Raw genomic sequence first — 14,302 nt, 5'->3', positions numbered from 1 at the left:
TTTTGCTGTCAACAAGAATTCGCCCAAATCCTCTTAATCGTATAAATTCGTAATTAGTTAAAGTATAATCGCCGTCAGATAGGAGGCTACAAACATGCCTGTCCTGTGCCTTGACCTTGACAAACCGGAATGGATTGCCTAAACTGATAGCAATTATAAGGGACACTGGGGACAGATTTCAAATCTGTCCCCACCCACAGATATCTTTATATGAGAAAACCAATAGGCATATTTGATTCCGGCATAGGCGGACTTACTGTGCTGAAAGAAATATTGAATGTCATGCCAGGGGAAGATGCTATTTATCTCGGCGATACCGCCAGAGTGCCGTATGGCACAAAGTCTGTTGAAACTGTTACAAGGTACTCCTTTGAGAATGCAAGGTTTCTTTTGAAGTTTAACATAAAGCTTTTGGTTGTTGCCTGCAACACTGCCTCTGCATATTGCCTGCCCCAACTGCAGCAGGAGTTGCCGATACCCGTGGTAGGCGTGATAGGTCCAGGCGCAAGAAAGGCTGTTGAGGTGACAAAAACCAAGAGGGTCGGCGTAATAGGAACGGAAGGAACTATAAGAAGCGGGGCGTATTTCGATGCAATAAAGACTATTGACCCGTCTGTTGTTGTGTTCCCGCAGTCGTGCCCTTTGTTCGTGCCCCTTGCAGAGGAGGGCTGGACAAGCAATAGGATAGCGCATTTGACCGCCCAATCCTATCTGCAGAAGATGAAAAAACACTGTGTAGATACGCTGATACTCGGCTGCACACATTACCCGCTGTTAAAGGATGTAATCTCTGAGGTTATGGGGGAGAATGTTGCGCTTATAGATTCAGGCCAGGAGACTGCGGCAGAAGTTGCAAGGTGTCTTATGAACAAAAATATCATGGAAGTTGTATCTTCCGGACAAGGCCTGCGCAGGTTTTTTGTTACAGATTCACCTGAAAGATTTAAACGGGTTGGCGGCAAGTTTATGGGGACGAGTCTTGAGGATGTTGAACTTGTGAATTGAGGAAGTCAAGATGGCTAAAAAAAAAACATATAGTAATCCAAAACCGCAAAGACCAGGAAAAAAGAAGGGTGGCTCCGGCAGCGCCCTTCTGACAGTAGTCATTATTGCCCTTCTTACCGTAGTCGTTGGAATCTATCTCCTCACAAAATTCGGTGAAAATATCTTCCCTTATCTCATCTCCAAAAAGGTATCCAAACCGGAAATGAAGATAATAAACCTCTATTTTTCTGATGAAGAAGGCCTTGTGCTGAAGATAGAAAAGAGGGAGCTATCAAAGGGGGCTCTGACAAAAGAGATTGAAGAGGGCATAAATGTCCTTATAAACGGACCTCTTGGAAAACTTACACCCACTATACCGGATGGGACAAAACTTCTTGGTGTTGAGATTAAAGACGGAGTTGTATTTTTAAATTTCAGCAAGGAGATTTCTGAAAAACATCCTGGTGGAAGTTCTGCCGAGATCCAGACTGTCTATTCCATAGTTAATACAGTAACCCTTAACTTTCCTGATATAAAGAAGGCGCAAATACTCATAGAAGGGAAAAAGACAAAGACCCTTGCGGGCCATATAGATATTTCCTTTCCGCTTGGCCCTGATAAAGGCTTCATAAAAGGATAATAGATGCAAAACAGATTTTTAGAAACATTAAAACAAAGACCAATTATATTTGACGGCGCTATGGGCACCATGCTTCAGGGGCTAGGTATGAAGCCAGGCGGATGCCCTGATGAGCTGAATATCACAAACCCTGAGATGATAAAAGAGGTTCACAAGGGGTATATAAAAGCAGGGTCTATAGTTGTTACAACATGCACATTCGGGGCGAACAGGATAAAACTTAAAGAATATAATCTTGATAAAAAGCTAACTGAGATAAATATGAAGGCAGCGCAGAATGCAAGAGAGGCTGCTGGAAAAGAAAAATTTGTTGCAGGAGGTCTTGGACCAACCGGAAGGTTTTTAGAACCCATAGGCGATTTATCATTTGATGAGGCAGTGGATATATTTTCAGAGCAGGTTAATGCCCTCAAAGACGGCGGCGTGGATTTAATAATCATTGAAACAATGATGGATATAAGAGAAATGAAAGCTGCGATCATTGCAGCAAAGGCATCAGGGCTTCCGGTAGCTGCGACTATGACATTTGACGAAACCATGCGGACAGTGCTTGGTACCCCGCCGGAGGTGTTTGCCATAGTTGCAGAGGGGCTTGGCGCTGATGTTATTGGCGCAAACTGTTCTCTTGGCATAGAAGGGATTTATAAGGCAGTTCTGGCTATGAGCAGAGTTGCTGGTCTTCCTTTAATTGCCCAGCCAAATGCAGGCATACCGTATCTCAAGGATGGCAAAACTATATTTCCTGCAAGCCCTTCTGATATGGCGGAATATGTCCCAAAGCTTTTAGACGCTGGAGTAAGGGTAATCGGCGGGTGCTGCGGCACAACGCCGGAACATATAAAGGCAATGGCAGAAAGGGTCAAAGAGTCAAAGGGTCAGAGAGTCAAAGAGTCAAAGCTTACAATAACCAGGCTTGCGAGCCGTTCAGGATTTGTAGAGTTTGGAAGCGGCTCGTGGTCTGTAATTATAGGCGAAAGGATAAACCCGACAGGCAAAAAAAACCTTCAGCAGGAGATCAAAGAAAAAAAGACATCCATCGTCCGCAAAGAGGCAAAGTCCCAGCAGGAGGCAGGGGCGCACATATTAGATGTAAATGTCGGTGTGCCCGGGATAGATGAACCTGCGTCAATGCAAATGGCGGTGTTTGCGGTGAATGAAAACTGTCAACTTCCCATTGTCCTTGATTCTTCAAGCTTGGCGGCTCTTGAGGCAGGGTTAAAGGCAGTTGATGGAAAGGCGCTGATAAATTCAGTAAGCGGAGAAGAAAAAAAGCTGAACACAATCCTTCCTTTGGCAAAGAAATACGGCGCTGCTGTCATTGGTTTAACACTTGATGACAAAGGAATACCTCCAACTGCAGAGGGAAGGGTCTGTATTGCAGAGATAATATTAAAGAGGGCACTGGAATACGGCATTTCCAAATCCGATGTTGCAATAGACTGTTTGGCATTGACAGTGAGCGCTGACCAGAAATCCGCAAGGGAAACGCTTAAAGCAATAAGGATGGTCAAGGAAAAACTTGGGCTTTCGACCATCCTCGGCGTAAGTAATATCTCATTTGGCCTGCCAACGAGGGAGATAATAAATGCCAACTTTTTGGCAATGGCAATTGAGGCAGGCCTTGACGCCGCTATTATAAATCCGCATAACAGTTTAATGATGGATGCGTATCATGCTGCGATTGTGCTTACCGGTCAGGATTTGAGGGCAGAGAGATATATAAATAAATACAGGGGTCAGGGGTCGGGGGTCAGGGGTCAGTCAGAAGCAAAAGAAGAAGCGAAGACGATTGATGAGAAGTTGAAGAAGGCTATTATAGACGGTGATGAGGAAGGGGTTGTGGCATTGGTTGAAGATGCTTTGAAGCAGGGATGGGACCCGTTGAAGATAAGCAATATCGGCCTTATCCCAGGACTTGAAGAAGTGGGAAGGCTCTTTAACCAGAATATCTATTTTCTGCCGCAGGTAATGCTGTCAGCAGATACAATGAAAAAGGCATTTGACAGGCTGAAAATGGAGTTTAAAGATAAAAAAAGACAAAGCATCGGCAAGGTTTTGATGGCAACTGTTGAAGGTGATATTCACGATATCGGAAAAAATATTGTATCCACATTATTGGAAAATCATGGTTTTGAAGTCATTGATTTGGGGAAAAATGTCCCTGCTGATAAAATAATAGAAGAGGCAGTAAAACACAAGGTGGATGTGGTTGGTCTGTCAGCACTTATGACAACAACCGTTATGGAGATGGATAATGTCATAAAAAGGCTGAAGGCAGAGGGCGTGCCGGTATTGACAATAGTAGGCGGCGCTGTGGTAAATAAGGAATTTGCAGATAAGATAGGCGCAAATGGTTATGCAAAGGATGCGCTGGAGGCGGTTGAAAAGATGAAAAGATTAGTTGGGAAGGAGAAATAATATGCATAAACTCCCTGTCTTGAAGCAATTAGAAGAAGAACTTAAAAAGTTGGAGAAGGAGTTGCGCATAGAGCTGCCAAAAGAACTCAGAAAGGCGGCAGCGCATGGCGACTTCAGGGAAAATGCAGAATATCATGCTGCAAAGGAGAGGCAGACATTTCTTCAGGCAAGGGTTGCGCACCTTCATACAAGAATTAATGCCCTTGCGTCAATCAAGTTAGACAGCCTGCCAAAAGACATGGTTGCATTTGGTTCAAAGGTTTTTTTAGAAGACTTAAATACAGGCGAGGAGATTGTGTATGAACTTGTTACGCCTGAAGAGGTTGACCCAAGGAACGGAAAGATATCTATAGCATCCCCTATCGGCAGGGTGCTTCTGAATAAAGAGATTGGAGATGAGATTGAGATACAGCTTCCAACCGGGAAAAAAGAATATGAAGTTAAAAGGCTTATTACCTTGCATGATATGCTAAAGGATTAACTAATCCGCAAACCTTCTTTTTTTCAGCGACATAAACCAGTTGCTTTGCAGGTCTTCATAGGAAATATAAAGACCGGATGATACCGCCTCTTCAATAGTTTTACCTTCTCCGAGATTTCCCAATATTCGTCTGACTGCGGATATTCCAAATTCATTTATTATATACTCTGTTGCTGAAAGACTGACAGAGTATGCTACAGATGCCTGCATATTGTTGTAGCCCATAAATGAGCCTTCAAATGGCCTTAAAGGTATGGGTTTCTCTGACCTTGCGATTTGAACCAAAATCTGGTTTATATTTTCATTTGCTGCGCCTTCTTCATACTGGGCAATACCCTCATTCAACCATACCGGCGCCCTCCCCTTTGAAAGCCTGTGCACAAGCGCATGGGTATATTCATGAAAAAGCACCCTTTCCAGAAGACTCGTCCTGCTTGTTACGCCCCCTATGGGGATCTTTATCCTTCCATCGTATATTGCCCCTGCCCAGCCCGGCGCCCTTGTTATATCGGTAAATTGCTGCAGGGTGTAGAGAACAGCCTCTATCCTGTCTTCAGGGTAATATCCTATATCAAATCCAACCTTTATATAAGCCTCTTCAAGAAGTATTGAGATAAGATGGCCTATGTCTGAATTTTCCCCACCCTCAAATTTGACAGTAAAATGACTCCCTTCTTTTTTCTGAAATCTTTTCTCAATCTGTTCTTCAAAGCTTTCTTGCGCCTTTTTCTGATAGTTTTCTTTCTTTTGACTACCTTCTCCAATCAGAGGACCTCTATGTAAGTTTGGCACAGTTTGAGGTTGTGCCATTGTCCTATAATCAGGTTTATCTTTTACAGATTCCTGTATATTTTCTAAAGCGCTGTCTTCTCTATCTGGCGCAGAGATAGCTATCTGTTTGGTTGTGTCAATATCTGTTTCCGCATCATGTTTGGGCATAAAATACAGCTTAAAAGCAGCTATACATGTAATGGAAAGAAGTAATATCAGCAGGGTGACGACTATTCTTAGTGTGCTTGAAAATTTCTCCGGTTCGGGTCTGAAAATCTTGATGGGGAGCAGCAGATTGGCGCCGCATTTGAGGCATTTTGTAGTATTATCTGGTGAGTTTGTTCCACAGTTTTTACAAAGCAACTTAAACCTTCTTTCTAATCCGTATTGCGCCGAGGAGCATATTTGCAATTACAGAGACAAAATATATCTCATCCTCCTGAAACTCCTTTGGCGCAATGGTTTGCACATTCAGCACGCCAAAAAGTTCTCCTTTGTGGATAATGGGATGTGATAGCATGGATGCATAATTCTTTTCTCTTAATTCAGAAAACTTTTTATACCTCGGGTCATTTGACACATCCCTGACATATATGGGTTTCCCTTGTTCGGCGGCTGCGCCTGTAACGCCCTCTCCCAATTTAAGCCTGACCTTTCCAATAGCCTCTTTTATAAAGCTTGTGGTTGCCCTTAGGACAAGTTCTTTTCCGTCCCAAAGATATATTGAAGAAACATCCACTCCCAGCCTTTTTGCAGTTTTCTCAACAACAGACTGAAGCACATCGTCCAGGTCATAATCAGAGCTGGCAAGCATGCTTATCTCTTCAAGGGTCATAATCTCCATCTTTTCCCTGTTTGCCCTTTCCATCTCAAAGACTATGCCGCCTTTTTCATCAATCTTTATATGTGAAAATGTGTCTTGTGCATAATAGGGATTGATTGCCTTGCTGGCTGCGGGCATTGTCTTGAATTCCCAAAAACCGCATGGACATGCAAGTTTTACCCTGTAATCATCAACCCTTTCGTTTTTCATCTTTTTGCCGCACTTTCTGCAGCGGGTAATAGTTTCCATCAGTCACCTCTGTAACGGGTTTGGAATTAAAGGTTCAAGGGTTTAAAATTTTAATAGCCGGATCTTCTCCAGCTTTGTCGGGCGGAAGGATTAGTTTAACCACTTTACCTTCATCTCCAAGGCTGCCGAGTGACTTGCCGTTAAATATTACATTAACACCGCCTGCATTGCCTATAAGAACAGAAAACTTTTCTTTTGCATTCCACTTTACCTTTTCCCCTTCTTTAAGGGACACCTCAAATGGATTCTGACCGTCTATTTCAGCTTTAATCCACGTAGGTTTTGCGGCTTCTATAATCAAAGTAAGCGGACCTACACTTGTTTTGGAAACAGAAGAATTAAGAGCTATATCCGCATGGCCTTCTATCTTTATTGGTAAAGAAGGTTCTTCCTTTTTCGCCTCAACCTTGTTTTCAGAATGTTTTTCTGGAGAACGGTTGATTTGTGAATAAGCCTGTCCCCGAGGGTCTTTATCGGAGAAAGAGTCCGGAGCGGGAGATGTTTGTTTTTTTGATATGATGGTATAGATGCCGCCTGCTATTACCATGATTGCGACAACGGCAACAACTATAATTGAAAGCGACGGGTAAGGCGCAGGGGCTTCCGGCTTCCGTATTTTATCCGCCGGTGTTTGTTTTAAAGCCGGTGTTTCATTTTCTGCGAGGCTTCGCATATATGCCTCGTGGCGAAGTATCGCATCCTGTGCATCCAGGCCCAGATATCTGCAATATGCCTGTATAAAACCTTTTACAAACGGAGTTGCCGGCAGGGCGTCAAAATCATTGCGCTCTATGGCAATAAGCAGCCCGGCCCGTATCTTTGTGGCATTGGAGATGTCTTCTAAAGAAATGCCCCTGATCTCTCTTTCTCTTTTAAGATATTCCCCCGGACTTTCCATGTCGCTTTGCTCCATTGAAAAATGAAAATTGAAAAGTGCAAATTTTAAATTTAAATTCTACTTTAGTTTTCCAATTTGCAATCTTCAATTTGCAATTTATTTTAACAGATCCATATATCCCTTTGCGGACATTGCCATCCCGCTGTCTGGGGCAAGCTTTATAACCTCTTGAAATGCGCTTAGCGCGCCCTTCTTATCTTTTAGCTTTACCAAGACAAGACCAAGGTTATAGTGGGCATCAGCGTAATTTGGCACATTCTTTATTGCAAGCCCAAACATATCAGCCGCCCCTTTATCTCTGTTCATCTTCATATATGTGAGACCCAGATTGTAGTAGGCAAGCGCATACTTCGGATTGCCCTCTATAGCCTTTTTATAGCTCTCTTCTGCCTTGAGATAATCGGCCTTCTCATAAAATGCCCGTCCCATGTTGACATAAGCAAACTCCGGGGTGGCATAAAAAATATCAGCAATGGCAATCCTTGTTTCTGTAATGGCCAAGTCCCATTCCTTTTTTTCAAGATAAACAGCCGACAGATTTGTATGGGCGTCAGAAAATTTCTCGTTTATCTTTACAGCCTCTTTCAAATGTTTTATAGCGTCATCATTCATGCCTTTTACAAAATATGCAAGGCCGAGGGCATTGTGAAATGCAGCATCGTCATGGTATGTTTTTACTGCGGCAGTTAATTCCTTCAGCGCATCAGGGATATTCCCTCCGTTAAAATGAACAATGCCAAGCCTATAATGTATATCCGCATCCTCTTTTCGGCTTTTGTTAGAAGCGGCGCAGCCGGTGAAAACAGTTACAAGCAACAGGATGTAAACTGCAAGTAAAATTTTGCATCTTAAAAAGTGCATCATGGTTTCCGCATCTTGATTCCCGCGCCTTGATTTTTGAGTCATCTTACGCCCCTTTGTTATTTTATCACTATCTTATGACCTGTCATCTGTATAATAACAAGGACAAGTATCGCTATGACCAGAAGCAGTATTATAGTAACCCCAGCATCGCCTCCCGGCATAAGGCTGTCCATCTGTGATGCAAACTGATGGACATCTGCATCGCTTAACTGCTGAAGCTTTGAGTTTATCTCACCTCTGGAGAGCCCAATTTCAGAGAGCCTCTGGCTGACCATTTTAGATTCCAGCGCCCTCTGAATCTTATTTATGTCAGTCTCCCTTGAAAAGCTTAAAGTCTGTTGTGATTCAGCAAAGTATGCCCATGAATTTCGGGGTATGCTGCCGATCAGTAAAAAGACAAATGCCAGATACAATGCAACTGTCTTGAAAACAAATATTGTTTTAATTTTTCTCATGTCCTTTCCCTCCGTGTTAATTATTTTTTTGTGCCAATATAAATCAAAATCACCCCTCCTGCAATCATACCTCCGGCAACATAGGGCGATATGTGGAATATCTGTTTTTTTGGCTCCTCAACGGTTACAGGACCAAGCTTTACAGTCTTTGTCCTCTTAAGAGTAATTTCGGGATAGACAAGTCCTATCACTCCAACTATGATAAGTATTATCCCAAAGATAAAGCATATATAGTCTTTTTGTCTCCTTGCCATTTTCTCCCCTTTAAATGTCTTCAATATAGACTAAAGATTATAACTTTGTCAATAGTCATTGCAAATAAGTCTTGAGGTATGTTATTTTACTAAAAAACTACTAAAGTGAGGTTGTTATGCGGCTTTCAAAGGAGCAGGTGGAAAAGATTTCCAGGATTATACTGGATAATTTAAAGGCAAAAGGGCTTATTATCTTTAAGTCGCCGGAAGATGCGGTGTTGAACAGGGTTATCGAAATCTTTTCAGACGACCTTAAGGCTGAAGACGGCCTTGACAGAGAGGTGGAAGAGATGTTAAAGGGGCATGCAAAAGAGATTGAGGCAGGCCGGATGGATTACCGCAAGATGTTTAGCCTTATAAAGGGAAAATTAGTTAAGGAAAGGGGTATTGTCATATGAGACTTTCAGAAGACAGGATATCGCATCTGGCGCATCTTATAACCGATGGGATATGGAAAGATGACCTTGTTGATTTTGTAGATGAGGATAAGGTTTTGCACGAGACGAAAAAAAGCATTGCAGGTTATTTAAGGATAGAAGATGGAGTAGACGACATGGTAAGGGGAAAGATACGGTCCATATCAAGACCTATCCCGGAAGGCAGCAAGGAATGGGAGATACTCTATAAGAAATATTATCAGGAAGAGATTGCGAAGAAAAGGTTTTGATGGATTACAGAATATTTATCCCGCCGATTACAGGCGCAGTTATAGGCTGGTTCACAAATTATGTGGCGATAAAAATGCTCTTCAGACCCTACCGCCCCGTAAATCTCCTGGGCTATAAGCTTCAGGGACTCATTCCTAAAAGAAGAAAAGAAATAGCAGCCGGCATTGCAAAGACCATTGAAAGAGAGCTTGTTTCAGCCAAAGATTTTGCCATGATATTGGAAGGTATTGAGTGGAAAGAAGATGTTGAAAAGGCTGTAGATGAGATTGTTGAGCATAGATTTAAGGCAGGCAAGATAAAGAAGATACCGCTTATAGGGCTTATTTCAGAAAACCTTACCTATCACATCAAATACCTCCTTACAAAAGAAGTAATAAAGCATATAGACAAGAAAAAGGGCTCGTTTGTGGAAAAGTTTCATGACAAGGTTAATATGAAGGAGATGCTTGTTACAAGAATTGACAATCTGGATATAAAAAGGTTTGAGGCGCTGCTTACGGATTTCATTGCAAGAGAACTGCGCCACATAGAATGGCTGGGCGGGGCGCTGGGTTTTATAATAGGAATAATACAGGTGGGGATTGTGTATTTGCTTTAAGCCTCTTTGCTGGTTCAGCAGTTTAGGTACTTCGCAACTTGCTGCGGGAAGGTTCTTCAAAACTTCCCCGACCTGAGTATCAAAAACGCAAGCCAGAGACCCATAAAACCTGCGATTAAAAAACCGAATATCCCGAGGAACGGATAGCCAAACAATTTCGGTCCGCCGCCGAAGGCCATTACCAGAGAAGAGCCTATAATCAGGGCTGCAACGATTACGCCGAATGTAAGCCTGTTGGATGACCTGTCCATCTCTCCCATCAAATCTTCAAGCCCCTTGTGCACAAAATCTATGGTAAATTTGTCGCTTGTCATCTTTTTCAATATCTGGTTTATCTGAGAAGGCAGGGTTTTGGCAAAGGCCTGATATTCCCTCATAGTATCAACCGCGCCTTTTGCCATGGCAGCAGGCCCGAAACGTTTTGCTATAAGCCTGCTGGCGAACTGCTGGCTTTCCACAAGGACATTCACATCAGGGTGCAAAAGCCTGCTCAGCCCTTCCAATTCAAGTATACATTTATCCAGAAGCAGGAGCTCCCTCGGCATCCTTATCCTGTGTCTTGAAGCAAGCCTTATGTAGCTCGTCAGCAGTTCGCCGACACTTGTTCTTTTAAAGGGTTTCCCAAAGTAAGAAAAGAGCAATTCCTGATATTCCCTTGTGAACGACGCTTCGTTTATATCCTCCGGCAGTATGCCCATCCTCAGATAAACCCTTGTAAGAAGCTCATAGTCTTCGCTCATGAGGCCGACAAATATGTCCGCCAGATTTTCCTGCATCTCTCTGTCAACCCTTCCGACAATCCCGAAATCAACAAGCGCAATCTGTTCAGGCCCTGTGACAAATATATTTCCTGAATGAAGGTCTCCGTGAAAAATCCCGAATTCAAAAACCTGTCTGAATAAAACCTCAGTCATTATATGACCTATCTTTTCAGTGTCTATGCCATTCGCCTTAAGTTTTTCCACATTATCTATCTTTATCCCTGTTATCCTTTCCATTGTAATGACCTTTTTGCCTGTCAGGTTCCAATAAATAGCCGGGATAAAAACCCTTGGGTCATCAGAATGATTTTGCTTAAACCTTTCTGTGTAGCTTGCCTCCAATGTGAAGTCCATCTCCTTTTTTATGGTTATGGCAAATTCATCTACCATACCCGCAGGGTCATAAACCCTGGCTTCTGGTATGTATTTTACAATGAGTTTTGCAAGGTGCTGGAGGATGGATATATCTGTGTCTATTATTGCCTCTATGTCAGGCCTCTGCGCCTTTATCACCACATCTTCTCCATCCATTGTAATTGCCCTGTGAACCTGCGCAATGGATGCGGCGGCAGCAGGCCTTTCATCTATCTCCCTGAATAATTCCTTGGCCGGCCTTTTAAATTCGTCTTCTATTACCTTGATAACATCCTGAAAAGGAAATGGCGGGACTTCATCCTGCAGCTTTAAAAATTCTCTTATAAATTCTCTAGGCAGGATATCAGGCCTTGTGGATAGTATCTGTCCAAACTTGATAAATGTAGGACCGAGTTCTTCGAAGGCAAGCCTTGTTCTAACAGCAAGGGATATGGCTTCATGGTCTGCGGTCGCCTTTTTCCTCATGATTCTTTGCGGGAGGGATATGAGTTTAGTCAGATACATCTTCTCTATTATCGGGTAAAAACCGTGACTGATTAGTATGGCGATAATTTGCCGGAGCCGCTGAATATTTTTGTATGAGAGGTGGATTCTTAGGAAGTTCATATTCTCTTGCCTCTTGCCCGTTTTGCTCCGATTACCTGTCCTTCCAGCGCCAAATCTATCTGCCGCCGCTCAATACCTACATTTGTCACGACTACCCTTACCCTGTCCCCTATCCTATATCTTTTCTTTGTATGGCCTCCGACAAGCGAGTGCTCCTTTTCCATAAAGGTATAATAGTCATCTTTCAGATTTGTAACATGCACAAGCCCCTCCACAAAATATTCCTCAATCTCCACAAAGAAGCCGAAGCTGGTAACGCCGGATATGATACCATCATAAACCTCGCCCACCTTATCCATCATAAACTGCGCCTTTTTTAAATCAACGACCTCCCTTTCTGACTCCATTGCATTTCTCTCCCTCTTTGATGTATGGCCTGCAATCTCAGGAAGGGCATTTCCCCAATATTCCTTATCCTTTCCGGAATATTTTTCTCTTATCCATTTTTTCAAAATCCTGTGGACCACTAAATCAGGGTATCTGCGTATTGGGGATGTGAAATGCGTGTAATACTCAAATGCAAGGCCGAAGTGTCCCATATTTTTTTCCGAATACCTCGCCTGTTTCATGGAGCGGAGCAGGATGTGATTTATCAGTTTCTCTTCGGGCTTTCCCTCTGCCTCCAGCAGCGCTTTCTGAAGGGTTTTGGGACTTAAATTATTTTCCTTTAGATGATACCCGAAATTTCCGATAAACTCTTTAAACTCATAAATGCTTTCCTTATCAGGTTCTTCGTGAACCCTGTAGAGAAATGGAAGTTTCAATTGAGTAATGTAACTTGCAACAGCCTGATTTGCCGCAAGCATACATTCCTCTATTATCCTATGGGCTATGTTTCTCTCTGATTTTACAATGCCTTCAACCTTCCCCTCTATATCAATGATTATCTGCGGCTCAGGCAGGTCAAAATCAATGCTTCCCAACTCCGCCCGCCTCTCTCTGAGTTTCAAACAGAGTTCCTCCATTATCTTCAAGTCGTCCACGAGGCGGCTGTATTTTTCTTTAATCGTTTCGTCATTGCCGGTAAGAATATCCTTCACATTTGTATAGGTCAGCCTTGCAGAGCTTTTTATGACGCTCTCGTAAAATTTACTCCGGATAATATTCCCTTCATGGTCAAAATCCATCTCTGCCGTCAGCGTAAGCCTGTCAACATGCGGATTCAGGCTGCATATGCCGTTGCTCAATGCCTCAGGAAGCATAGGGATGCACCTGTCAGGAAAGTATACGCTTGTCCCCCTTGTGTAAGCCTCTTTATCAAGGAGGGTTTCCTCTTTTACATAATGAGCGACATCCGCTATAGACACCCATAACCTGTATCCTTTAGCCGTTCTTTCTATAGAAACCGCATCGTCAAAATCTTTTGCCGTCTCTCCGTCAATTGTAACCGTTCTCCTCTCTCTTAAATCCACCCTCCCTGCGATGTCGTCTCCAGCCACCTCCTGCGATATGGCCTTTGCCTCTTCAATTACATTATGGGGAAATCTATGCGGCAGGCTGTATTTTTTTACTATAACCTCGATCTCAACATCAGGGTCATCATGGTCTCCGAGAACAGCGATAATCTTTCCAAGAAGTGCAATATGCTCAGCAGGCCATCTAATTATCTCTGCCTCTACAATTTTACCATCCTCAATATGTCTGCTATCCTTTGGGGGAATTATAACCTCGTGAAGAATTCTTTCTTCAGAAGGGATGACAACCCCAAACCCCTTCCTCTTTTCAAATCTGCCGACAATTGTTTTATGCCTTCTCTCAAGAATCCTTATAATCCTTCCCTCTTTCTTTCCATCGCCCTTGCCGCGTCCTTCAATCCTCGCCACAACCTTATCACCGTGCATTGCGCCTTTTAGATTTCTGGGGTTTATGAATATATCTACGCCCCCGTCTTCCGGCGCGACAAAACCAAAGCCGTTAGGATGGCAGATAAGCCCGCCCACAATAAGATTCATCTTTGCCTGGACGCCGTATCTTTCACCGCTTATTTTTATAATATGGCCGTCTTTAATCAATTCATTCAGCAGCCCCTTAAACAGTCCATTTTCTTTTTTAGGAACAGCTAATTCTCTGGCAAGGTCCTTGAAAGACAGCGGCCTGTAGGCCTTATCCTGTATGAGTTTAAGAAGGGATTGTTTATCGGAAGATTTGGCGTTTTGTTGTGTCATAGGTAAGTTTTAATCTATCTATTTCATTGCCGCATTCAACGCTACCCTGTCAACCTCGCATCAATCTCTAATTTGAAGTCTCCATAAGTCCTTTCCCGCAGCGTCTTAAAGAAGATACCATAACTCGTTGGAGATAAAAACTTGAAATAATATTTCTGCTCTCTTTTGATTGCTGTGATAGTTAAATCTGAGGCTTCTATATTCTTCGCATAAAAAGTACCGTAAAACTTCCCTGGCAGCCTCTTTTTGATATTCCCTGTCTCCACAGATGGCATACAAGAAAGCCTCATAT

General features: G+C 42.9%; 16 protein-coding genes. 7 read left to right on the top strand and 9 right to left on the bottom strand.

Going from position 1 to position 14,302, the window contains the following annotated elements; translation table 11 throughout:
* Positions 1-210 precede the first annotated feature (210 nt).
* The 4 genes from murI to greA are packed head-to-tail and all read left to right on the top strand — an operon-like array spanning position 211 to position 4,523.
* Positions 211-1,005 carry a glutamate racemase gene (gene murI / locus Q8P28_07100; GenBank protein MDP2682556.1) on the top strand — a complete coding sequence of 265 codons (795 nt, stop codon included), beginning with the start codon at positions 211-213 and terminating at the stop codon, positions 1,003-1,005.
* Positions 1,006-1,015: 10 nt separating this feature from the next.
* Positions 1,016-1,624, top strand: a complete 609-nt coding sequence (locus Q8P28_07095) for a GerMN domain-containing protein (protein ID MDP2682555.1) — start codon at positions 1,016-1,018, stop codon at positions 1,622-1,624.
* 3 nt (positions 1,625-1,627) lie between these two features.
* Positions 1,628-4,042 carry a homocysteine S-methyltransferase family protein gene (locus Q8P28_07090; GenBank protein ID MDP2682554.1) on the top strand — a complete coding sequence of 805 codons (2,415 nt, stop codon included), beginning with the start codon at positions 1,628-1,630 and terminating at the stop codon, positions 4,040-4,042.
* Position 4,043: 1 nt separating this feature from the next.
* Positions 4,044-4,523 (top strand): transcription elongation factor GreA, encoded by a 480-nt coding sequence (greA, locus tag Q8P28_07085; protein ID MDP2682553.1) that lies wholly within the window; start codon positions 4,044-4,046, stop codon positions 4,521-4,523.
* Here the strand turns inward: greA and Q8P28_07080 are convergent, their stop codons facing one another.
* From Q8P28_07080 to Q8P28_07055, 6 genes are all read right to left on the bottom strand, one after another.
* The gene (locus tag Q8P28_07080; protein ID MDP2682552.1) at positions 4,524-5,462 is read right to left on the bottom strand and encodes a peptidase MA family metallohydrolase; all 939 of its coding nucleotides are present in this window, start codon (positions 5,460-5,462) and stop codon (positions 4,524-4,526) included. It lies immediately after the preceding gene.
* 196 nt (positions 5,463-5,658) lie between these two features.
* Positions 5,659-6,366: a GAF domain-containing protein gene (locus Q8P28_07075; GenBank protein MDP2682551.1), complete on the bottom strand. Its 708-nt coding sequence runs from the start codon at positions 6,364-6,366 to the stop codon at positions 5,659-5,661.
* A gap of 34 nt (positions 6,367-6,400) precedes the next feature.
* Complete coding sequence (locus tag Q8P28_07070; protein MDP2682550.1) at positions 6,401-7,279, bottom strand: DUF4115 domain-containing protein; 879 nt, start codon at positions 7,277-7,279, stop codon at positions 6,401-6,403.
* 81 nt (positions 7,280-7,360) lie between these two features.
* Entirely contained in the window at positions 7,361-8,170 is an 810-nt protein-coding gene (locus Q8P28_07065; GenBank protein MDP2682549.1) for a tetratricopeptide repeat protein, read from the bottom strand.
* 14 nt (positions 8,171-8,184) lie between these two features.
* Positions 8,185-8,583, bottom strand: coding sequence for a PA2779 family protein (locus tag Q8P28_07060; GenBank protein MDP2682548.1), 399 nt, complete (start codon positions 8,581-8,583; stop codon positions 8,185-8,187).
* Between the two features lie 20 nt (positions 8,584-8,603).
* Positions 8,604-8,837: a DUF3185 domain-containing protein gene (locus Q8P28_07055; protein MDP2682547.1), complete on the bottom strand. Its 234-nt coding sequence runs from the start codon at positions 8,835-8,837 to the stop codon at positions 8,604-8,606.
* A 116-nt stretch (positions 8,838-8,953) separates the two neighbouring features.
* Between Q8P28_07055 and Q8P28_07050 the strand changes: the two genes are divergently transcribed.
* From Q8P28_07050 to Q8P28_07040, 3 genes are read left to right on the top strand one after another with little or no spacing between them, the layout of a single operon-like run.
* Positions 8,954-9,235: a DUF507 family protein gene (locus Q8P28_07050; protein ID MDP2682546.1), complete on the top strand. Its 282-nt coding sequence runs from the start codon at positions 8,954-8,956 to the stop codon at positions 9,233-9,235.
* Positions 9,232-9,504: a DUF507 family protein gene (locus Q8P28_07045; GenBank protein ID MDP2682545.1), complete on the top strand. Its 273-nt coding sequence runs from the start codon at positions 9,232-9,234 to the stop codon at positions 9,502-9,504. Before Q8P28_07050 ends, Q8P28_07045 begins: the two co-directional genes overlap by 4 nt.
* Positions 9,504-10,103 (top strand): DUF445 family protein, encoded by a 600-nt coding sequence (locus tag Q8P28_07040; GenBank protein MDP2682544.1) that lies wholly within the window; start codon positions 9,504-9,506, stop codon positions 10,101-10,103. Before Q8P28_07045 ends, Q8P28_07040 begins: the two co-directional genes overlap by 1 nt.
* 56 nt (positions 10,104-10,159) lie before the next feature.
* Here Q8P28_07040 and Q8P28_07035 read toward each other — a convergent pair whose 3' ends face one another.
* The 3 genes from Q8P28_07035 to Q8P28_07025 are packed head-to-tail and all read right to left on the bottom strand — an operon-like array spanning position 10,160 to position 14,285.
* Positions 10,160-11,845, bottom strand: coding sequence for an AarF/UbiB family protein (locus tag Q8P28_07035; protein ID MDP2682543.1), 1,686 nt, complete (start codon positions 11,843-11,845; stop codon positions 10,160-10,162).
* Positions 11,842-14,010 carry a ribonuclease R gene (rnr, locus tag Q8P28_07030; protein MDP2682542.1) on the bottom strand — a complete coding sequence of 723 codons (2,169 nt, stop codon included), beginning with the start codon at positions 14,008-14,010 and terminating at the stop codon, positions 11,842-11,844. The genes Q8P28_07035 and rnr overlap by 4 nt, the downstream gene beginning before the upstream one ends.
* A gap of 41 nt (positions 14,011-14,051) precedes the next feature.
* A complete protein-coding gene (locus tag Q8P28_07025) occupies positions 14,052-14,285 on the bottom strand; it encodes a hypothetical protein (GenBank protein ID MDP2682541.1) in 234 nt (77 codons plus the stop codon).
* Positions 14,286-14,302 lie beyond the last annotated feature (17 nt).

This window comes from Deltaproteobacteria bacterium, from assembly GCA_030690165.1.
Classification (GTDB): domain Bacteria; phylum Desulfobacterota; class GWC2-55-46; order UBA9637; family UBA9637; genus JACRNJ01.
Note: the sequence above shows the minus strand (reverse complement) of the source record. Positions and strands in the feature narration are given on the sequence as shown.